Raw genomic sequence first — 20,249 nt, forward strand, 5'->3', positions numbered from 1 at the left:
AGCAATTAATGTTTTTCCTTGTGAGGATGGTCATGCACAAGAACGGTCATTATTTAATCAAGTGTTGCGATAAAACACAACCAGGCTAAACTGATTAATTCCATCAATCAGAAGTACGCAGTTAACAAAACCTTAAGCCAACTCAAGCAACCTGGTCTGCAAAATGCCAACATCAAGTTAGTTGTGCAAAATTAGTTATTTTTAGTCAATATTTTCTGTTGCCTTATAATTAATCTCACATTAAGTGTTATAGCTTGGTGTGAGATATTTTTTTTAAAGACTACATTCAAGTAATTATTTTATAAGCTTGATTAGTTATTTCTAACTGATAGAAATCCTTCTTTAGTTAAAGGTAGGCGCCAGCGTGATTGCTATAGGGTTTAATTGAAGAAAATAAGCACGATTGATAACATTATTTTGGAAGCGAAAATTATGGCAAAAGTAGTTGGTATTGACTTATGAACAACAAACTAGTGTATTACAGTGATAGGAACTAGCTAACGGTAATAAGAGTCTTGGTACTTTTCGTCTCGATGGAATTCCACCTGCACCACGTGGTGTGCCGCAAATTGAAGTCACTTTTGACATTGATGCCGATTTTAGTGAGTAACAAACCATTGATTGTGTAGTAGTAGGGCGGGCACTGCCCACCTTACCTAGTAGGGTAGTAAAAATCTATAACTAAATTAAATATGGCAGCTACAGATTTTAAAGACTATTACAAAATTCTAGGGGTCGAGAAAAGCGCCACAGCTGATGATATAAAACGCGCGTACCGTAAGCTCGCGCGCAAACACCACCCTACGCGCATCTGTCGGATAGATATAAGTTTTGTAAAAAGTAGAACATGAGTGATAAAGTACTAAAGAGCTGAAGGAAAAGTCTCAGGTGGTTCTACATTATCTTCATGCGGGATACGGTCAAGTGATTGAACACCTTTAGTATCATCAATATGAATCACTGCATCGAACTGGTCAGGAAGCCGCGCGTAAAAGTAATGACTTATCCGTTCAGTCTGTGGCTGATAAATAACACCAATTGCTCGTTCTAATCTAGGTTTCTCTAACTCTCTCACAGCATCCGCATCTTGTTTTAAATTCAGGAAAAAGCTAGGTAGTCCTGTATCATGAAATAAAGCTTCGTAACTTTCTGGCAAAGCCGGACGCACTATTTTTAATTAAGATTTGCAGGTTAACAAAATCAGCAGCACGAATTTTCCAACACCACGGGAAAACATTATCGTCTCCCACTAGATAAATTACACGTCTCTACATTTGTGTTTGTCGTTACAAAATAACTTAATAGATAGACATTCCTAAAGGAAGAAGTAAGAGCGCAATTACTGGAACTATTCTTAAAAAAGCTTGTAATTATTACATGCTGCGATATCTCTAGTTTGCTCTTGTAGGGGGTGGGCACTGCCCCCCTACCTTATTATTTATAGTTGAGTAGGGATTTGTTTAACAACTAATAGGTATAAGCTATGAATAATCAAACTACATGGAAATACATATTTCAGTTAAAAGCAGTGATTAATTGGGTTGAGTCTATGTTTTTACTATTATCAGACCAATGGATTCGCAAGTTACTTAATCTAGAACCCTTAATCAATCCTGAATATTCACATCTATTTCTAGCATTGGTATTTGTTATTGGGATTGGCTATTGGTGGGTTGGTCAAGATATCCCTGAGAATTTCAGCATTGTAAAACTAGGAATTTACGCGCAATATTCGGTTTTTTCTGTCTTGGCTTATCATACTATAGTAGGCAATATTCACCCATTTTATTTACTACCAGGTGTTATTGACCTAATTTTCGCTATTCTATTTACCATATTTATATATTCCTCTGCTTCACCTAAATCGGCTATATCAGAAGTGAAATAACGAGGTTAATTTCAAATGCCACTACAACACGGGCCTTGGACGATACAACAAACAAAAGTAAAGTACCACAATTCATTTATTAGCATTCGTCAAGACCAAGTGGTTCAGCCTAAAATTTTATTTTTCAGCGTTCATTTTGCTACGCTATCACCTGCCTTTGAAGGCCATCTAATAGTCAAAATAGTACAATCCAACTCTGCTTCCCAGGTATGCGGAACACCTGGGCGCCACAAAACATAATCGCCTTCACGAGATAGTACAATTTCTCTATCTTCAAATTCCAGCCGAAATCGTCCATTTATTAATATAGATAACGTAGTGGCTTCATTATTTACTGCCCATTCGCTTCTATTATCGCCATTTAAGTGAACAGCCCATTTAACCTCAACTTCTTCACTGTAGCGCACGTCGTCAGGAGTGTTGATAAAGTGACCAATAAACCAACCCCTCCGACTTGCACCTTCTTGTTTAGCGTTACCAAAAACAACTTTATTCTGACTCGATTGCATTACCGTAATCCAATATTAAAATTTGTTACTAGTATCTAAGAATGTGGCTTCTATATAATACTAGTGCAGTGTGGCGAAAATAACTATCCAGTCAATAAAGCTTATAAAGCTTATAAAATAGACTTTCTTTCCTTCTGACTTCTGCCATATCTTTAAAATTTCCTACCACCAAATTCGATTTCCATTCTCGTCAATTCGTGCTTGTCGAATGACATCAGAAATTTTTTCCGCATCTTTCACATGATGAAGTGCTTTTCTTTCACCATTTGGATAATCCACAATAAAGAAAGTAGGAACTTTAATCCAGTCACCCGTAATATCCGGTGAATCAACTGCTACTTGCTTTGATTTTTCTTCAATGTTTTGCGGCTTATCAGCAATTACATCTCCCGGATTCGCGGTTAAATTCCTTTCCTTAACTGTTGGTTCGCTTTTTGCGTGTCTATCAACACTAACTGGTTGATCTATTTGTGGTTTATCTTGAGTATTCATGCCTTTAAATAAGTTAGCTAAAATTTTTCTCTTCTTATACCTAGCCTAAGAAAACAAATAGATGACCTCCTCTTTCAAAAGATAGACTTTATAAGTATTTTTATTGTTTCAAAGATTTCAGAAAAATTAGATATTCAAAAAAATACAAATATTCGATTATAATAGATTTTTATAAATATTTTTTAAACACTAGTTTACGTATGACTAAATGTATATCTTAGGTATGAATGTTACGTTAAATTTATTAGTTATTCTGAATACAAAAAACTTTAACAAACCAAAAATGGAGGTATAGTAGTAGTTCGTGTCAATAATTTTGGGGTGTTGCGCTATACTTTTAAATATATAACAAAACAACTAAAAAATACAAGCATGTGGGCTTTCGGCGCCGCTTGCTTATATTATAAGGTCAACTGGGTGCATGAATAAAAAACACAAAGTTAATTTAAGCGACGACCAACGAGTACAGCTACTTGATTTGGTTAAAAAAGGTAAGGCAGGTGCCAGAGAGATTCGTCGCGCGCACACACTACTAATGGCTGACTCTGGTAGTACAGACGAGGCGATTGCAAAAACTCTACATACATCGATAAATACAGTTTCTAGGACTCGTCAACAGTTTTGTGAAGAAAATTTAGAGCTAACGTTATCCGAACGCCCACGTCCTGGAAAACCGCCATTAGTTACGGATACTCTAGAAGCTTATTTAATCGCGACAACTTGCAGCAAGGCGCCTGAAGGAAGTGGGCGTTGGACACTGAAAATGTTAGCCGACCGAATGGTTTGCTTAGAAATTATAGACAGCATAAGCACATCGACAATTAGTCGCACACTTAGAAACATCGATTTAAAACCTTGGCTACAAGAGCAATGGTGTATTCCACAGTTAAGTTCAGAATATGTATACAAAATGGAAGACGTACTAGATGTTTACGCTGAACCACCCGACGCGCGGCGCCCATTAGTTTGCTTCGATGAAAGATTGTGCATGTTAATTCAGAACGTTCATGAACCTATACCTCCTAAGCCTAAAACAGAAGACAAACCAGGACAAAAAGAAAAAATAGATTACGAATACTCTAGAAACGGAACCTGTAATTTATTTGCGTTTTTGGCGCCACATCTGGGGTGGAGGCATATTAAAGTAACTGAACGCCGTACTAAAGTGGACTTTGCTTACTGTATGAAAGAGCTAGTTGATGTCCATTTTCCGGATGCTGAGATAATTAAATTAGTAATGGACAATTTAAATACCCATACCCTAGGCGCCTTATACGAAGTATTTGAACCAGCGGAAGCTAGAAGAATAGCTCAAAAGTTAGAGATTCACCACACACCGAAACATGGCAGTTGGTTAAACATGGTTGAATCCGAGTTATCAGTACTAGTGCGCCAATGTTTAAATCGAAGACTACCAAATATTGAAACACTAGAAAAAGAAGTATCTGTTTGGGAACATGACCGTAATGAAAATCAAGTTCGTGTTAATTGGCGCTTCCGAAAAGAGGACGCTAGAATTAAACTACATAGGGTTTATCCAACACCCCAAAATTAATGACATGGACTAGTAGTGGTTCGTGTCAAAAGTTTTGGGGGGTTTGTAGCATAGGTGTCTCGCCTGTGCATAGGTCAGGCAAGATGCCTAACCTACGGGTTATTTTATATACTACCAAAACTTATGACACAGAACATTACTAGTTCATTGTAGAATTGTCAACTTCTGATTAATGTGCTACTTTATAACAGTGTGTGGCTAAATTATACACTGTTTTGTAGTATTTACTTCTACCTCCGGGTAGATTAGAAACTGACATGCAAGATTTAAGAGGAGCGTTTACAGAATAATCTGTTTACTCTGGGCGCCTTGGTTAAAGCACTCAAACAAGCTGCTGTTAAATCTTGCAATATTGGCTATGAACATGAATGCAAAAGTTAGAGGCGAAATCTCGTATTTAGCGTGTCCTGTAACCTTTGAGCAAAGTCAACAAAGGATATTAGCAGAAAGTGTACTTGTTGCAGAGAAGCTTCAAAAAATTTCTAAACCAGAAATTAGGTCTAGCCTTCGAGCATCAACTATTGAAGGTGTTTTCGCTACATTGTTTTACAGCATTATTGGTGGCGTATTACTAAGTAATTTCTTGCTAGATTTGGGCGCCAGTCCGGTGTTTATTGGTTTGCTTGCTTCTATTCCTCAACTGCTAAATCTGTTTCAACCACTAGGAGCTTATTTTGCAGATAGAAGTACTAGCAGAAGAAAGTGGTCGATAGGCATTTTCTTATCGTCGCGGTTGTTGTGGTTAATTGTTGCGCTCGCTATTTTCTTTCGAGGCTCATTCCATATCGTCGAGCATGTTGTTCTGGTACACTTGACTTTAGCAATTATCTTAGTGACTAATATTATCGAAGCTTTTGGTCGTGCTTCTAATGTTAGTTGGATGGCTGCTTTAGTACCAGAACGTTTGCGAGGAAGATATTTTGGCTTTCGCAATAGTTCTATTAGCCTAATGAATCTTGTGTCCGTACCATTGTTGGGATTAATGCTGTCAAAGTACCCTGGTGGAACAGTGCAGGGCTTCAGTGTAGTCTTGATTATAGGAATTGTGTTTGGGCTAATCAGTCTGGGCTATCAATTTTTGATGACTGATGTCAACCCGATAGAAGAATCTGTATCAAGTAAAAATACAGCCTCATTAGAGGGGTGGGAGACAGTTCTTAGCTTCCTCAAAGACGCTAATTTTTTGAAATTTTTACTTTACTCTGGTTTGTGGAGCTTTGCTGTTAATGTCAGCGCTCCTTTCTTTAACCTTTACCTGCTGGACAAACTGTCTATAGATGTCAGCGTGGTAACCATTTATAACAGCTTGGGAACAGGCGCCAATTTACTCATGTTAATTTTTTGGGGTAAGCTGGCAGACCGAGTTGGGAATCGTCCGCTTTTGGTAACAGTGGGAATTTTGGTAGCGCTCACACCTTTACTGTGGCTGTTTGGTGGATGTAACGCAGTTTCCCTTTGGATTTGGTTCCCATTATTGCACTTGCTAGGTGGCGCCACTTGGGCGGCAATTGACTTGTGCAGCGGAAATCTTTTAATGGGAGTGGCGCCTCGGGCGAACAGGTCTATTTACTTTGCGCTTGCAGCAGCAGTTCCTGGTGTAACTGGAGCAATGGGAATCATTGTTGGTGGTGTTAGCACAACTCTTGCTAGTACTGATGGTTGGGACGTGCTATTTTCTCTGTCTGCTGGTCTGCGGCTTTTTGCACTGCTACCATTGTTATTTATTTGGGAGCAGCGTTCTATACCTTTGGGTCAGCTTTGGGAGATATTATTTCCACATTCTAAAAGTCTTTCACGCACCAGTTAATATTTGATGGTGGTTTGGTTTGCCCTTGCAACAAAAGAATATTGAGGTTTAATAACTTGCTCAATGATATTTGCTGCTTGTTTGGCGCCACCTGCTTGAAGAATTGACTGTTTAATCCTTTTGGCATTTTTTCTGTAAGAACTTTCCTCTAATACCCGCTGAATTGCTAGTCTTAAGTTTGACTTGTTTAATTTCCCAAATAGATTCTTCTGTCCAACTGAGTAAATCGTCGCTTAAAAAAGCGCGCGCTACTGCTGGAACATCGGCGCCACCATACCACTCATGTACTAGATGTAAAAGCCCATCTTGCTCTTGCCTTGATTTGAACTGAATTTGTCTAACCTTTGACAATATCTTCGTTGATAGGTATATCTGAAATATTGCCCTCGACCCTTGTATTTTGTTCGTTGTCTGTTTTGCTAGTCGAGTCAGCCATAATGCTTTCTCCGAATCATCTTAATGCCTATAAATGCAAAATATCTAAAAATTAAATCATTAAAATCCGCTCCGAGGATGAGAATTTATTTGTTGATGGTGGGTAAAGTTTGGGCGCCTACTAATATATTTCCGGTGTAACCAGCATGATTGTATTGTTCAAGGACTTGTTCAGCAATATTTTTCTCTTCTCCTGCTGCAACTAAAGCAACAGTCGAACCGCCAAATCCGGCGCCTGTTAACCTGGCGCCAAAGACTCCCGGAGTTTTCTGCAATATATCTACTAATATATCAAGCGCAGGTACAGAAACTTGGTAATCATCGCGTAAGCTAGCGTGCGAAGCGTTCATCAATTCCCCAAATCTATGTAGAGACGAGACATGTCGCGTCTCCACATTTTGTACTGCCTCTAAAACACGATTATTTTCTGTTACAACATGACGCGCGCGTTGTCGTAAGGGTTCGGGTAGAGTTTCCAAAGAAGCAACATCAGTAATATCTCGTAGTGCTTTCACTCCTAGTAATTGCGCGGCTTGTTCACACTCCGCGCGCCGCTGGTTATATCCAGTACTAGCCAAAGTATGAGGTACACCACTATCTATAACTACAATCTTAGCGCCAAGAGGCAAAGGTAAAACATGGCGTTCCAAACTACGGGTGTCTAAAAACAGCATGTGTTCAGTGTCAGCAAGACTGGAAGCCATCTGATCCATAATCCCACATTGTACATGAGCATACTGGATTTCCGCTTGCTGTGCAAACTGTGCAATTTCTACATCATTGATCGGAAGATTGAAAAGTTGACGTATTGCTCTTATCGTTGCCACTTCTAAAGCTGCACTACTAGACAACCCCGAACCTATCGGAACTGAAGATTTTACGTATATACTTACTGGTAATATTGTATACCCAAGCTGTTTCAAAACTTGAATACAGCCAAAAATATAACTCGCAAATTGGTACCTTAGGGTAGGCATTGGCCCTGCCCCTGATATCATACCTGCCCTAAAACATTCCTCTCCAATATCCACTTGTTCATCTAAATTTTCCGAATAAAAGTGGTATAATCCATCTTCACTCAACCCAATTTGTACTGATGTTTTTTGAGGAATTGCCGTAGGTAGAACAAAGCCATCATTATAATCAGTATGTTCACCAAGTAAGTTGACTCTTCCAGGCGCCAATGCTTCAACTTGCGGTGATTTATTATTAAATATTTTTTGAAAATCCATCAGTCTTTGAATAGTAAATTTGTTGTGTTTTGTAAAAGAATGTAAAGACTCTATACTGGAGCATCTCTACACTTTATCTACAAAACTCCATTAATATTAAAACACATATAATTAGTCAAAATAATCACTTTTAAAAAATGTATAGAATCTCACATTAAAACTTTACTTAAGCTAGTCCTTAAGAGTGATGTAGTGATTACTAAACATTTGGACTTATTGGAAGTTGATACAGCTATCATCTTAGGCTTCTAATACTATTGGGCGCAATCTTCCTTCTACTTCTAGGCTAGGAAAATTGGCATCATAAGTCAAATTTTCCAATTTTCCATCGCTATTAATTACAAAAGTATCCTCAATTTTTGCCCCTGCGAGACTTGGATTCCACGCAACAGCCATGTTTTCTTTTAGAGTATCACTTGTAGTGGGATTAGCCACAATTTCTCGCGATAGGTATCCAGTCGTTCCTCCCTGATGATGTTCGCGGATTGCATTGGGAAAACCGTGTTGTTTATAAGCTTCGGCTAAAGTTTGGTAAACCTTATTCAAAGCAGTTCCTGGTTTACACATATCTAGTGCTACGCTTTCTACTTCACGGCAACGGAAATGCAATTCGTTTTCTTTATCTGAAATAGAACCAAAAGAAACAAATCGCGTTAGATTTGCATACAAACCATACCCCCGCGCGCAAAATACCATCATTGAAGAACGCCCAATTGCTTCACTTGTGGGTGTAGCATGACGGTATAGCGGTAAACGTCTTTCTCCGGCAACAAGCGTTAATGCTGGGTGTAACCCTCTTGCCCATAGCGCTTCTGCACCTGCACCCGCTAATTGATATTCCGTCCAAGTCGGTTTTGCAGCAAGTAGTACTTCTGTCATGGCTTCACTAGCAAGAAGTCCAACTTCGCGATAGCGCTCCAATTCGCTCTGCATCATCACTCTTTTATACTGCTGTAAAGATGCAGGTAATGGTTTTTCTGTTTCAATTGGACGGTCGCTTAATACTTCCCCATCTCCTGTTGCATTACGTATAAACGACTTACGCGCGGTAGTATCTGCCCAAGGGTAGATTTGTAGTTTAAAGTTAGATGGTAATTCTTCGTCTTGTAAACGCTGTGCCTCTATTTCATCTGTTAACACCCAAGCATCTTCCGCAGTTACTAATACAGAAGCTATTCCAGTTTCAGCAGTAAGCAAAACAGTATTACTGGCGCCAGCAGTTACCCAAGCAAACCAGTCTGTACCACATAAGTACACACCTTGAGCATTGTTTTCTTTTAAGGTTTGGCGGATAAATTCGAGTTTGGTAGATACTTCTTCAGTATAGTGATTCATTTTTTGACACCCCTTTTTACAAACGAGATAGTTCTTCAATATTTACAACAACTGCTTGTAACTCTTTAGCTTTCTCCTCTGGAAGCGCATCGTTTGCGAACATTCCCGCAGCAAGTTCTGTACCTGCTAAATATTTTAGTCTTTCACTTGTTCGATATGGTGGATAAAACTCGGCGTGTAAATGCGCTTCGGGATGTGCTTTTCCATCTGTTGGTGCCGTAAACCAAGCCATTAAATAAGGAAACGGGCGCCCGAATAAGCCATCATATTTAAGCGTCACAGTTTTTAGAGCTTTAGCAAGTGACCACCTTTGTTCTGAACTTAGGTAATGAAACGTCGAAACTGGCTGAATTGGTGCCAACCATACTTCATATGGATAGCGCGCGCATACTGGTACAAAGGCGATAGCGTATTCATCTTGATAAATAATCCGTTTGTTATCAGCGATCTCTTTTTGTATCAAATCCGCTAATAAACCCTGTTGATGTTCCTCATAAAATCGCTGCTGCATTTGTTGCATTCGCGCGGCAACGGGAGGTATGAATGGATAAGCATAAATTTGCCCGTGGGGATGGTGGAGCGTCACCCCTACTTCTACACCTTTGTTTTCAAAAGGTAAAACATACTGAATTTCGTCATTTTTACCAAGACAGCGTACCCGTTCACCCCAAACTTGTAGCAATAAATCTAAATGGTCTAGTTCTAAAGAACTTAAAGAAGCTTTCGGGTCTTGAGTAAAAACCACTACTTCACAGGCACCTAGGGCAGGTAAAGTTTCGACGATGGACTCTGGTGGGTCGTATGCTGTCAAATTTAAAGAAGGAAAGCGGTTATCAAATACTGCAACATCATAATTTCCTTCAGGAACCTCTGTAGGAATGTTCTTGTCTTTAATGGGCGCCAAAGGATTATATTCTGGAGGCGGCATAAAAGTACGCCCTTGACGGTGACTAGCATAAGCTACCCATTCACCTCGCAATGGATGCCAGCGTAAATGAGGATTTGCTAGTACTGGCTCTATGCTTGGACTAGGAGCAATTATTCCCTCTGAAATTGGAAATCTACTATATAATGTCAGCTTACGACCATCAGGTTTTATCAGCTTTTTAGTATACATTTCTTTCAATACGACTTTTATGGAGAATTGAGGTGTAGCGCAGTCACTATATTTTTTCTGATTCGGCCTACCATAAAAGTTTTATCCAAAGTGGAGCAATAAATATCTCTATCAAACGGCGTAGAGACGCAATTAATGATTTTGTTAGCGCTGTTGACAATAAAATAACCTGTAGGTTATGTGTCCCACCTGACTGTAGCACGGCACGCTCTTCTCGGTTGAGGAGGCAATGGAGAACGGTTACTTTGAAGCTGCTTATCATACATTGTGCGCCAGTCTGCACGTAGCTTATAGCTCAGGTGATCATCATCAGTATTTCCGATAACCCGTATTTTATGATGCAGTCGGCTAAATTAGGCGCCCACTCCTACTTCATAAAAATGTCGCCCTACACCGACTTAATTGAGACTATCTCCAAACTGCTATGAAACCCTGCAATATTTAGTTAATTTATGACCTCAAGACTTTCACTTTAATATTTCTAATAACCTAAAAAAAATTAATTTTGGTTGTTAAATCATGAGTCGTGCAACTGGTTGTAGTTCTGCTTTTTAATTTCGTTAAGTCCTACCTGTATTGCCTAATACATTTAATTGTTGTCTCTAAAATTTTGAGCTTATACTTTCGATACCTTTCGTTTAAAACCATAGATAGGGAAGAAGAGAATCAAGACTGGTTACTATCGAAACATCAACTGCCAAGTAGGCTTTTTGAGTAGTCTTGGCACAAGTTACCAGTTATTTGCAATCCACCAGTTACCCCTCGCTTTTAATATTCTTATGAAGATGCAAGCTCAACCCGTCGAATTAGATTTTTCAGCCGCATTTAAAAATAATCTCTGGCTCTTTGGCACTGCCTCTTGGCTCTTTGGCATTACTGATAGAACGATTGCTTCCTTTACAGACGGTTATTTATCAGCTATTGATTTAATGCAGTTGTTTACCGCCTCCTTTTTCTTTGTCAGTTGGTTGTATTTGAAACCGGGAAAATAAACGATGACACTTCCAAAATTTAGTCCCAATCAACTGGTACAATTTATTGGTGGAGAGGGAGTAATTGTTAAATTCAACCTTGAATCGGGGGCGTGGACTTACACGGTGGCAATGGAAATGCAACCTGAAGAACCGCCTTTTGGTAGAGTCGGCGCCGAAACCATGCTTTTACTGCCCGAAAGTGAATTAAAGACAGTCTTAATCTAACTGGAGCGAGCGCGGTCAAGCTCGATGTGGGCATATGGGGTTGCGAGTGAAAGGCTTCCATAACTCCTGTTTTCGCTGGTTATTCGATGCAAAGTAAGAAAAAGGTGCCAAGTTTTATCTTACTGGCAATTTTGACGTAACAATTTTTGTCTTTTGTTTGGCATAACCTCCAAATTGAATGACATGAACCAGTAGTTGGACTTGATGGTGCCATATAAAAGTAAACTAAGCAAGCAGTACTACTGGTTGAGTTAACCAGTAGTACCAAATATAATGATTTGAACTAATGATGTTACCTACAACCTTCACTACCGCAAAAAGCTGCTTGTTGCACTAATGTTGCCTGCAACCAGTTGGTTTTAACTGCCGATTGCAAGTCATTACCAAGAGTAGCATTCGCAATTGCCTCAATTGGAATTTTGGGTGTACGGTCAATATATAACAAACCATTTGCTTCTTGGAAAGTATCGGTAAGTTGGGTGTAGCAGAAACCACTAAACATCTCTACGGAATTTACTACTGCTAACAACGCACTGTAACGCATTTGTAACTCAGAAATATTTGAACTTCTGGCATATCCCCAGGTGTTATGAGTTTGATTTTCTTCAGTGTAAGCAATGCCACCAAATTCTGTTAACATTACTGGTTGACCGTTATGAGCATAATTATCAAGGGTGAGAACTCTTCCACCGGGACGTTCGCGATTTAACAAGTCTGATAATTTGACTTCATTACCATAACGTTTTGCCAAGGTAGTTGGGTTATTGTCATAGTCATGAATAGCAAGAATATCTGTATCAGTACTCTCCCAACCGTCGTTACCAATTACTGGACGAGTTGGGTCAAGAGTCTTGGTTAAGTGATACATTGCCAAAACATAATTTTGATGAGCTGCCGTATCTGTTAAATTGGGAACTCCCCAAGATTCATTGAACGGAACCCACACCACTATACAAGGGTGACTGATATCTCGCTTAATAACTTCACTCCATTCGCGCGTCATGCGTTCTACGGCTTTTGGTGTAAAGCGGTAAGCACTTGGCATTTCTTCCCAAACTAATAGACCTAGTACATCCGCCCAATACAAGAAACGAGGGTCTTCTACTTTTTGGTGCTTACGTACTCCATTGAAACCCATTGCTTTTACTAGTTCCACATCACGACGCAACGCTTCATCACTCGGCGCCGTCATTAATGATTCTTCCCAGTATCCTTGGTCAAGAACTAATCGTAAATAGTAAGGGCGCCCATTAAGCATAAAGCGGTCACGCTGAATTCCTACCGCGCGCATTGCTGTATATGATTTGACCTCATCCAACAGCTCATCCCCATCCCAAAGCTGAATTTCAGCATTAATTAGAGTCGGTTTCTCTGGACTCCAGAGCAACTCATTCCGATAATCATCAATACCTGGGTCAGAAAGCGCGATACGACGATGAATTTCTCCTTTAAATACAGTATAAGAATCATTTACTAAGACATTATCGCCAACGCTAAGTTTTACTTTGATTTGTAAATCATTTTGGCGTGTACCTTGAATAAACGCTTCAAACCCAATTTCCCAGCGTTCCATGTGCGGTGTCCATTGGATGGTATCTATATATGTGGCGCCTACACGTTCGAGCCAAACTGTTTGCCAAATACCACTCGTGCGAGGATACCAAATATTATGGGCGTGCAGTTGCCAGTCTTGTTTACCACGAGGTTTTGCTAAGTCATGGGGGTCATCATGTGCCCAGACTGTTACTTTTGTAATACCACTATCCGAAAGCATGTCCGTGATATCGAACGAGAAAGATGTATGTCCACCTTCATGCTCTCCCACAAATTGGTTGTTTACCCAAACGCGCGCGCGATAGTCAACCGCACCAAAGTGTAATATTAGTCTTCCCTCTCCGGGAGGAGTTTCAAATTCCCTTTCATACCAGCAATTGCGATGAAACCCAGTATCGCCAATCCCACTTTTGGTAGATTCAGGCGCAAACGGAACTTCGATATTATTAACCCACTGCTTGATATTATCCGGCTTCGTGCATTTACCTTCGTCGTCAAATGCGAATTTCCATTGACCATTTAGGTTTTGCCAATGCCGCCGTTGTAATTGCGGACGTGGATAAGCAGTTTGTCTTGAATCAAAATCTATATTCTTTCCCACCTTAGAAGTGGCTTTCACTTCTTGGTTCTCCAATTGTAACAAGTTCATCACTGTTTACTCGTAGTTGTAACAGAACAAATGTTTTAAATATCGATAAGCGTGATTTCCAAAGGGAAAATCACGTTTTTCTAATTTCTTACTAGCTCAGTAGTCTGCCATAGGAAGCAAAGGACTCAAAGGAAGAGTCGTGCATACAATTGGTTTTTGAGTTTGAATTCTTTGTAAAGCTGAGTACTAAGTAGTAGTATTAAATACTACCGGATTAAGAGCGGTGCTAATAAACAAGCCAAAAAACAAATCCCGTGTATGGTGATTTATTTTGTAGCTTAACTCGTGACATTATTACACACAAAGACAGAAATATTTCTTAGATATCCAAGAAAATAGCATTAAAATTTTTTGTAATCATTTTTGCCTTACCCAATTAATAATTGTATTGTGGGAAACACCTGTTTGCCGCTCTATTTCCCGAAACCCTATACCTGTATTGTACAACTCTATACATTGTTGCTTAATATAGTTGCTGTAACCTTTGGGGGAATAGCTTTCCAAAAATTGTTTACCACAGTCTTTACAGATATATCTTTGCTTGCCGTGCCGATGTCCGTTCTTAGAAAGGCGCCGGGAATGGCAGTGTGGGCAAATCATTACCTTCATTACTTCATTGTGCAAATCATCCCTAACATCTCCTGCATAGGGACGCAGGTAAGCAATAAATAACTCTTCGATTTGCTGAAAAATCTCTTCACGACGTGGTTCTGGGTTGCGAAGCGCGACTACAAGTAAAGCATTTGCAGCTTGAACACATATTTCGGCAATAAGTTGACATTTTTCTGAACTTAATTTTGGGTTGCGCGCGTGTAGTAGCTTTGCCTGAAAATCTATTCCTTGTTGGGTCAGACTATCATCGATAGTTTGGAACATTGCGTTAGAAGTGAAATACTGAATGAACAGTAACCGCGATGTTGGTTCGTCAAAGATTTCTTTGAATATCTTTAACATCCTTTTGATGAACGTCTCGAATGGTAGTTCGGCAATATTAAGACTGTCGAGTTTTGCCCAGGCAGCGTGAACTCGTTCCAGATGACGCAGTTCTAAAGCTTGAAAAATAGCTAGTTTGTCAGGGAAAAACTGATACACGGAACCGATAGCTGTTTGCGCGCGTAAAGCGATATTATTCATCGTCGCAGCATCGAACCCAACTTCATCAAATACTTCTACTGCTGCATCCAAAATCCGCTCAACACGTTCTTGACCACGCTTTTGCTTCGGTTGGCGCCGCATTTTTAGGTTTTCTAGGGAATCTTCAGAAGTTAGGTTCATGTAGAGAAATTTTTGTATAAGACATTGACAAATACGAGGATAAGCTCATATTTTTAGAATAGACATGAGTTTTTCATCATGTTTAAAGTATTTAAAGCAGGATATATATATGTCGATGTTAGAAGGCGCCCCTTGGTTATTAGCGCACAAATCAATGTTACAAGTTAATAAGCCATTTAAAGTATCGCTGTACGGTAATGACTATGTACTATGGAAAGATGCACTTGGTAATGTCAATGCTTTACCAAATGCTTGTCCACATATGGGCGCCATGCTGAGTGAGGGATGGTGTGAAGCGCAGGAAGATAAAACAAGTGTAGTGGTGTGTCCGTTTCATGCACTGGAGTTTGATAGTCAAGGATGTACTGTTTTACCTGGTTCTAAGAAAAAGACTTTACCGCAGTTGGCACCTTTGGAGTTAATCATTCAAGGTGATTTTATTTGGTCATATGGTAATACTGAACCAAAACAGCCTATACCTAATATATTGAATGAAATTGCCGCAGAGTACGAATTAATTGGATGTACAGCCGATACCAGTATTGAAGCTGACTTAATGTCGTTGTTGTTAAACATGCACGACTACAACCACCAAAACGGTACGCATCGTTCATTATTCAAGATTCAAGAAGTTAATTTTGAGAAGTTTATAGATAATGGGCATCATTCACATGCTTACTTCAGTATGCCCGTTGCGCTTACCGACTTTAAAGAGAAACTAAGCAACCCTGGTTTATTTATGTTTCCCAAAGTGCTTAATGCTCACCTTGAAAACTATTTTCCCTCACTTGCAGTACTTCATGGTGAAACAGGCGCCGGGAAATTTAAACAAATTCATGCGTTTATTCCAGAGTCACTAACAAAGTCGCGTACTTATGCAATAATGTTTGGTCTAGCAAAAAACCCAATATTCAAATTACTTAAATTCAAATTTCTAGATTTAGTCAAAGTTGTAATCGAACAAGACTCAGATATTTTAGGAAAGATTTATCCCAACACACCACAGAAAATTAAGCTAAATAACGAAGTTGGCATGGACTGGGTACGACGTAATTATGATAATTATCCTCATATTGTCGAACCCAATTTATCTAAAAAATAAAGCTAAGAATGAAACAGTCTTGTGGAACGGCTGTCCCCAGCCGTCCTTTCCATCAAAGGACAGGCAAGGATGCCTATCCCACAAGAGAATGTAGCAAACATCACTAGTAAATCTATCCGTTAAATCTGTTACATAATCCGCTGCCAATCTTCTTATAAACCCTATTTCAACTCAACAATCAAAGTAATATAAATCACAAACATCATCTAAAAACACAACTGAAAATTTAACCGGAATGTTCAACTAAATTATTATTTTGTTTAGTACTTATATACACATACATGTATATAAAATAATTCTGCTGTATTAATTTGAATCGCAACATGACTCAATTCCCGTATGACGAGTTCTCTAAGAATTACCTGCAAGCACTGCTAGAAACAGTAGGAGAAGTAGATACAGACAAAAAAGTACCATCAGAAATTAGAGAAATCGATGTCTACTTTGCACCATTTCCCCAACCACCTGACTCCGAGGTCGAATTAGGGTTATTAGGACGATTCGCAAATACAGCAGCATTATTTGAACCGTTTCGCAACGCAGTGCAACCACTAGAAGTTTGTAGTTGTATGGGTAAACTGTTCTCCACCTTTGCCGAAGCGCAGCGAAAAAATAGGCGACAAGAAACTTCCTTAAGAATGGATGACTTACCACGGTTATGGATTATATCTCCTACAGCATCAGAACCTTTTTTAGATAATGGGTTCCATGCGACACCTGATGAAGAAAACTGGGGTAAAGGAATATATTTCCTTGGTGACAACACTAGAACCGCTATCATTGTCGTCCATCAACTACCTGATAGACCTGAAACATTGTGGTTAAGACTTTTGGGTCGAGATGGAACTCAAAAACGAGCTATAAAAGAGTTAGAGGCGTTACCACTAGATAACCCCTTACGACAAAAAGCAGTTGATTTACTATTGAACTTAAGGGCTACCTTAGAACTTAAAGAACCTGAAGAAGAAGAGGATAGGGATTTTATTATGAGCTTATCACCGATTTATCTACAGAAGCTTGAAGAAGTTAGACAAGAAGGGAGACAAGAAGGGAGACAAGAAGGGAGTCAAGAATCTCTATATAGGGTTGTTGAAAAGTTGCTGCGATTTAGATTTGGCACTTTAGATAATGAACTCCATCAAATTATCCAACCTTTGTCAGCTTTGGGAGAAGATGAGTTTATACCGTTGATACAACAATTGTCCCGTGAGGAATTGCTAGACAGATTTAGCTAATCCTCAATACTTATATACTATCTAGAGCAAGATTAACACTTGCCTTAGATAATACATAGGAGTCCTAAATCATTCGTAAAATCCGCACGTTGTAGAGACGCGATTTAATCGCGTCTCTATAGGTATAATTTTTTACAGCTCATATAGGACTGCTATATAAGTAAATGCAATATCAAGCTGTACATAAAAATTTTGGAAGCTCAATTTATGTCCTTATCACCTATTTATTTACAAAAACTAGCAGAAGCTAGAGAACAAGGGCGCCAAGAAGGACGACAATAACGCAAATTTTACTAGTGCTAATCTTATTGGAGCCAATTTATCTAGTGCAGAATTACAAAATGCAAATTTTAGTAATGCTAACTTAAGCGGAGCAGATTTTACTGATTCTAACCTTCGCAATGGTAATTTAAGTGGCGCCAATTTAAAAGGAACTACATTTAGTAATACAACAATGCCCGACGGAAGTATACGAAGTAGCAATTAAGTAAATGTTAATATGTTGCAGGTATAATAAATCTTAATTTTAGATTATTGTTCTGCTGAAATAATATGAATGTCGATGTGATTGAGTAAGCGCATTAGTTTATCGATTATAGAACCTTGAAAGAAGATTTGCCAGAATGAACGATGCGTTTGACCGAACATAATTTGAGTGATTCGATAGGAATTAACGATGCTTGTAATTTCCGTCACAATATTTTCTCCGCATACTTCTAAAAATTCACCTTGAAGTTCTTTACTAATTAGCCTACATCTTTCTATATAAACAGCTTCTTCTTTTGTGAGTGAGCGGTCGAGGTTATTGACATATAATACGTAAAAAGGAGCGTTCATGTAATCGGCTAGTTTTGCTCCTCTACGAATTAAGCGCAGTGAATTTGGTGAGGTAGATATGCAAACTAAGACTCGTTCTTGAATACTACAAAATTGCCGAATTTTTTTTCTGCCTTCATGGTTATGAGTTGGGTCTATGTCCTGGCTGACTTCTTGAATGCTTTGCTGCTCAATTTTATTGGCGACTTGTCTTAATGCTAGTTCGCGTAATGCGACTAAATTACACCGTTGGTAGAAGTTTTTAATGTCTCGCTCAATTTCTGTTAAAGGATATATTTTTCCTTCTAATAATCTTTCTTCTAGTGTTTCTGGCGTGATGTCTACTAGGATGACTTCTTGGGCTGCTTCAAGTAAACTATCGGGAATATATTCTTGTACGGCTATTCCTGTTAGTTCTGCAACTTGATACCTGAGTTGTTCTAAATGTTGAATATTTACTGTGGAGAAAACATCTATTCCTGCTGCTAATATTGCTTCCACGTCTTGATAACGTCTGTGATGCTGCGAACCTAATATATTAACGTCCGCTAGTTCGTCAATTAGTACTAATTTGGGGTGACGCGCGATAATTGCGTCAACATCCATTTCGCTTTTTGTTTGCTCGTTTATTAAAACTACTTTTGCTGGTGTTACTTCAAACCCTTTTGCTTTTGCTTCTGTCTCCCGGCGCCCATGTGTTTCTAAGTATCCAATAACTACATCGATACCTGTACGTTTAAGTTGGCAAGCTTCTTCGAGCATTTTATAGGTTTTGCCGACTCCTGGCGCCATGCCGATGAAAATTTTGTGTTTGCCACGACGTGAAGAACAAGTATATATATTTTCGGGTGCTGTATGCTTTGAGGGTGAGTAGTACATAACCAATTCTTTGTTTATTTTTAGGATAGGCTAACTGCCTGTCCTGTTATTAATAGGGAAAGCTTGTTCAATTTTTAGACACGGGCAGGGATGCCCGTTCCACAAGAAGTTGGACAAGATTATTTTTAGGTTGCTGACTTGAGTTTATCTAGGGCAATGTTTAGCTTTAATACGTTGACTCCTGGTTCACCGAAAATACCTAGAAAGCGACCGTCGGTGTTTTGGGCAATGAGTGAGTCTAGCTGGTTTGCTTGGAGTCCGCGCACTTTAGCTACTCTTGCTATTTGCGCTTTAGCTGCTTCGGGAGTTATATGAGGGTCTAAGCTGGAACCGGAGGTATAAACTAAGTCTCCTGTTGGCTGTACTCCTGCTTTTTTCAAGCGGTTGTAGTCTCCTTCGATACTTTTACTGGGGTCTTTGTCTGTTTTTCCTTTGATGCGCTCCATTAATGCTGGGTTACTGGGAGCAAGGTTACTGGCGCCTGAAACTCCTGTTTGTAAGACTTTTGCTTCGTCTTTTTTCGGGTCGGCTGTACTGTAGCTGGTTGTACTGGGACGACTGTTGAAATAACGGTCTGAAGTAAAGGGTTGACCAATTATGGCAGAACCAACAACTTGATTTTGGGCATTTGTAATTAAGCTACCGTTGGCTTGCGATGGAAATACAAGTTGTCCAATACCTATCATTACAAATGGGTAAATAATTGCTGTTAATACCCATAACACAATAGTAGAACGTATCGCTCTGTTGGCTTCGCGCGCAAAACTCATATAATTTCTCCGTATATTAAAATCTTTCGGGTACAAACATTACGAAAAATAAATAGGTCGAAAGTGCTACTGCTGTTAATCCCAGAAGTGCCAAAGACCAAGCTTGAACGTGGGAGAATTGTTCACCGGTTGCTGCGTATACTACTGGCGCCACTATTAAGTTGAGGCACATTGCCAGGAATATATACAGTGGGAATTTTTGACGGCGCCATTCTGACCAAATATATAATGTTGTTTGTTTGAGTTGGGGATAGGAAATAGAAGGCTTTTTGTGAGTTAGTTTCATAGTTCTTTTGGTTTTGATAATTAACATTATTTCTTGGTTTAATCCCCCCAACCCCCCTTCCACGCGCAGGGCTGATTCGTTCCCTAAAAATCTTGAAAAATCAAGGGTTTCGCG

19 protein-coding genes and 4 pseudogenes are annotated in these 20,249 nt (G+C 39.3%); 11 read left to right on the forward strand and 12 right to left on the reverse strand.

From position 1 onward, the window contains the following. Positions 1-63: 63 nt before the first annotated feature. From AC2JBO_RS30295 to AC2JBO_RS30305, 3 pseudogenes are all read left to right on the forward strand, one after another. Positions 64-195, forward strand: a pseudogene (locus tag AC2JBO_RS30295) (DUF1257 domain-containing protein); the annotation flags it as partial. Between the two features lie 295 nt (positions 196-490). Then, a pseudogene (locus tag AC2JBO_RS30300) lies at positions 491-598 on the forward strand (Hsp70 family protein); the annotation flags it as partial. A 94-nt stretch (positions 599-692) separates the two neighbouring features. Beyond that, positions 693-803, forward strand: a pseudogene (locus tag AC2JBO_RS30305) (DnaJ domain-containing protein); the annotation flags it as partial. Positions 804-862: 59 nt separating this feature from the next. Here the strand turns inward: AC2JBO_RS30305 and AC2JBO_RS30310 are convergent. Beyond that, positions 863-1,168 carry an erythromycin esterase family protein gene (locus tag AC2JBO_RS30310; protein WP_496957346.1) on the reverse strand — a complete coding sequence of 102 codons (306 nt, stop codon included), beginning with the start codon at positions 1,166-1,168 and terminating at the stop codon, positions 863-865. Positions 1,169-1,483: 315 nt separating this feature from the next. Here AC2JBO_RS30310 and AC2JBO_RS30315 point away from each other — a divergent pair, with 315 nt between their 5' ends. Further along, on the forward strand, positions 1,484-1,888 hold the full coding sequence (locus AC2JBO_RS30315) for a hypothetical protein (RefSeq protein WP_496957347.1): 405 nt from the start codon (positions 1,484-1,486) through the stop codon (positions 1,886-1,888). Between the two features lie 131 nt (positions 1,889-2,019). Here AC2JBO_RS30315 and AC2JBO_RS30320 read toward each other — a convergent pair whose 3' ends face one another. Further along, positions 2,020-2,397, reverse strand: coding sequence for a signal peptidase I (locus tag AC2JBO_RS30320; RefSeq protein WP_496957348.1), 378 nt, complete (start codon positions 2,395-2,397; stop codon positions 2,020-2,022). Between the two features lie 162 nt (positions 2,398-2,559). After that, a complete protein-coding gene (locus AC2JBO_RS30325) occupies positions 2,560-2,889 on the reverse strand; it encodes a hypothetical protein (RefSeq protein ID WP_496957349.1) in 330 nt (109 codons plus the stop codon). 421 nt (positions 2,890-3,310) lie between these two features. Here AC2JBO_RS30325 and AC2JBO_RS30330 point away from each other — a divergent pair, with 421 nt between their 5' ends. Further along, positions 3,311-4,444 (forward strand): IS630 family transposase, encoded by a 1,134-nt coding sequence (locus AC2JBO_RS30330; protein ID WP_496957350.1) that lies wholly within the window; start codon positions 3,311-3,313, stop codon positions 4,442-4,444. A gap of 358 nt (positions 4,445-4,802) precedes the next feature. Then, positions 4,803-6,251 carry an MFS transporter gene (locus AC2JBO_RS30335; protein WP_496957351.1) on the forward strand — a complete coding sequence of 483 codons (1,449 nt, stop codon included), beginning with the start codon at positions 4,803-4,805 and terminating at the stop codon, positions 6,249-6,251. A gap of 111 nt (positions 6,252-6,362) precedes the next feature. Here AC2JBO_RS30335 and AC2JBO_RS30340 read toward each other — a convergent pair whose 3' ends face one another. From AC2JBO_RS30340 to galT, 4 genes are all read right to left on the reverse strand, one after another. Further along, positions 6,363-6,602, reverse strand: coding sequence for a hypothetical protein (locus AC2JBO_RS30340; protein ID WP_496957352.1), 240 nt, complete (start codon positions 6,600-6,602; stop codon positions 6,363-6,365). Positions 6,603-6,772: 170 nt separating this feature from the next. Then, positions 6,773-7,918 (reverse strand): galactokinase, encoded by a 1,146-nt coding sequence (gene galK / locus AC2JBO_RS30345; protein WP_496957353.1) that lies wholly within the window; start codon positions 7,916-7,918, stop codon positions 6,773-6,775. A 240-nt stretch (positions 7,919-8,158) separates the two neighbouring features. Further along, on the reverse strand, positions 8,159-9,253 hold the full coding sequence (locus AC2JBO_RS30350) for a M24 family metallopeptidase (protein ID WP_496957354.1): 1,095 nt from the start codon (positions 9,251-9,253) through the stop codon (positions 8,159-8,161). 16 nt (positions 9,254-9,269) lie between these two features. Next, positions 9,270-10,370 (reverse strand): galactose-1-phosphate uridylyltransferase, encoded by a 1,101-nt coding sequence (gene galT, locus AC2JBO_RS30355; protein ID WP_496957355.1) that lies wholly within the window; start codon positions 10,368-10,370, stop codon positions 9,270-9,272. Between the two features lie 779 nt (positions 10,371-11,149). On the opposite strand from galT, the gene AC2JBO_RS30360 reads away from it, so the two are divergent. Next, on the forward strand, positions 11,150-11,362 hold the full coding sequence (locus AC2JBO_RS30360) for a hypothetical protein (protein ID WP_496957363.1): 213 nt from the start codon (positions 11,150-11,152) through the stop codon (positions 11,360-11,362). A 3-nt stretch (positions 11,363-11,365) separates the two neighbouring features. Then, positions 11,366-11,569, forward strand: coding sequence for a hypothetical protein (locus AC2JBO_RS30365; protein ID WP_496957356.1), 204 nt, complete (start codon positions 11,366-11,368; stop codon positions 11,567-11,569). Between the two features lie 292 nt (positions 11,570-11,861). Here the strand turns inward: AC2JBO_RS30365 and AC2JBO_RS30370 are convergent, their stop codons facing one another. Together AC2JBO_RS30370 and AC2JBO_RS30375 are read right to left on the reverse strand one after the other, a co-directional pair. Next, positions 11,862-13,772 carry a glycoside hydrolase family 2 protein gene (locus AC2JBO_RS30370; protein WP_496957357.1) on the reverse strand — a complete coding sequence of 637 codons (1,911 nt, stop codon included), beginning with the start codon at positions 13,770-13,772 and terminating at the stop codon, positions 11,862-11,864. 357 nt (positions 13,773-14,129) lie between these two features. Further along, on the reverse strand, positions 14,130-15,047 hold the full coding sequence (locus AC2JBO_RS30375; RefSeq protein ID WP_496957358.1) for an IS1/IS1595 family N-terminal zinc-binding domain-containing protein: 918 nt from the start codon (positions 15,045-15,047) through the stop codon (positions 14,130-14,132). Positions 15,048-15,156: 109 nt separating this feature from the next. Here AC2JBO_RS30375 and AC2JBO_RS30380 point away from each other — a divergent pair, with 109 nt between their 5' ends. From AC2JBO_RS30380 to AC2JBO_RS30390, 3 genes and pseudogenes are all read left to right on the forward strand, one after another. Beyond that, on the forward strand, positions 15,157-16,149 hold the full coding sequence (locus AC2JBO_RS30380) for a Rieske 2Fe-2S domain-containing protein (protein WP_496957359.1): 993 nt from the start codon (positions 15,157-15,159) through the stop codon (positions 16,147-16,149). Between the two features lie 323 nt (positions 16,150-16,472). Continuing rightward, positions 16,473-17,384, forward strand: a complete 912-nt coding sequence (locus tag AC2JBO_RS30385) for a hypothetical protein (protein ID WP_496957360.1) — start codon at positions 16,473-16,475, stop codon at positions 17,382-17,384. 292 nt (positions 17,385-17,676) lie between these two features. After that, positions 17,677-17,871 (forward strand): annotated as a pseudogene (locus tag AC2JBO_RS30390) (pentapeptide repeat-containing protein); the annotation flags it as partial. Positions 17,872-17,915: 44 nt separating this feature from the next. On the opposite strand, the gene AC2JBO_RS30395 reads toward AC2JBO_RS30390, so the two are convergent. The 3 genes from AC2JBO_RS30395 to AC2JBO_RS30405 form a co-directional block, all read right to left on the reverse strand. Then, entirely contained in the window at positions 17,916-19,079 is a 1,164-nt protein-coding gene (locus AC2JBO_RS30395; RefSeq protein ID WP_496957361.1) for a universal stress protein, read from the reverse strand. A 125-nt stretch (positions 19,080-19,204) separates the two neighbouring features. Continuing rightward, positions 19,205-19,849, reverse strand: a complete 645-nt coding sequence (gene kdpC, locus AC2JBO_RS30400; RefSeq protein WP_496957362.1) for a K(+)-transporting ATPase subunit C — start codon at positions 19,847-19,849, stop codon at positions 19,205-19,207. 16 nt (positions 19,850-19,865) lie between these two features. Next, the gene (locus AC2JBO_RS30405) at positions 19,866-20,135 is read right to left on the reverse strand and encodes a potassium-transporting ATPase subunit F (RefSeq protein ID WP_496957364.1); all 270 of its coding nucleotides are present in this window, start codon (positions 20,133-20,135) and stop codon (positions 19,866-19,868) included. Positions 20,136-20,249: the final 114 nt, after the last annotated feature.

The sequence above is a fragment of the Calothrix sp. CBUCES-K 9914 genome (genome assembly GCF_059640475.1).

Coding starts and splice junctions, on each gene's coding strand:
- AC2JBO_RS30315 (WP_496957347.1), top strand. CDS start 1,484: ATGAATAATCAAACTACATGGAAATACATATTTCAGTTAAAAGCAGTG.
- AC2JBO_RS30320 (WP_496957348.1), bottom strand. CDS start 2,397: ATGCAATCGAGTCAGAATAAAGTTGTTTTTGGTAACGCTAAACAAGAA.
- AC2JBO_RS30325 (WP_496957349.1), bottom strand. CDS start 2,889: ATGAATACTCAAGATAAACCACAAATAGATCAACCAGTTAGTGTTGAT.
- AC2JBO_RS30330 (WP_496957350.1), top strand. CDS start 3,311: ATGAATAAAAAACACAAAGTTAATTTAAGCGACGACCAACGAGTACAG.
- AC2JBO_RS30335 (WP_496957351.1), top strand. CDS start 4,803: ATGAACATGAATGCAAAAGTTAGAGGCGAAATCTCGTATTTAGCGTGT.
- galK (WP_496957353.1), bottom strand. CDS start 7,918: ATGGATTTTCAAAAAATATTTAATAATAAATCACCGCAAGTTGAAGCA.
- AC2JBO_RS30350 (WP_496957354.1), bottom strand. CDS start 9,253: ATGAATCACTATACTGAAGAAGTATCTACCAAACTCGAATTTATCCGC.
- galT (WP_496957355.1), bottom strand. CDS start 10,370: ATGTATACTAAAAAGCTGATAAAACCTGATGGTCGTAAGCTGACATTA.
- AC2JBO_RS30360 (WP_496957363.1), top strand. CDS start 11,150: ATGAAGATGCAAGCTCAACCCGTCGAATTAGATTTTTCAGCCGCATTT.
- AC2JBO_RS30365 (WP_496957356.1), top strand. CDS start 11,366: ATGACACTTCCAAAATTTAGTCCCAATCAACTGGTACAATTTATTGGT.
- AC2JBO_RS30370 (WP_496957357.1), bottom strand. CDS start 13,772: ATGAACTTGTTACAATTGGAGAACCAAGAAGTGAAAGCCACTTCTAAG.
- AC2JBO_RS30375 (WP_496957358.1), bottom strand. CDS start 15,047: ATGAACCTAACTTCTGAAGATTCCCTAGAAAACCTAAAAATGCGGCGC.
- AC2JBO_RS30380 (WP_496957359.1), top strand. CDS start 15,157: ATGTCGATGTTAGAAGGCGCCCCTTGGTTATTAGCGCACAAATCAATG.
- AC2JBO_RS30385 (WP_496957360.1), top strand. CDS start 16,473: ATGACTCAATTCCCGTATGACGAGTTCTCTAAGAATTACCTGCAAGCA.
- AC2JBO_RS30395 (WP_496957361.1), bottom strand. CDS start 19,079: ATGTACTACTCACCCTCAAAGCATACAGCACCCGAAAATATATATACT.
- kdpC (WP_496957362.1), bottom strand. CDS start 19,849: ATGAGTTTTGCGCGCGAAGCCAACAGAGCGATACGTTCTACTATTGTG.
- AC2JBO_RS30405 (WP_496957364.1), bottom strand. CDS start 20,135: ATGAAACTAACTCACAAAAAGCCTTCTATTTCCTATCCCCAACTCAAA.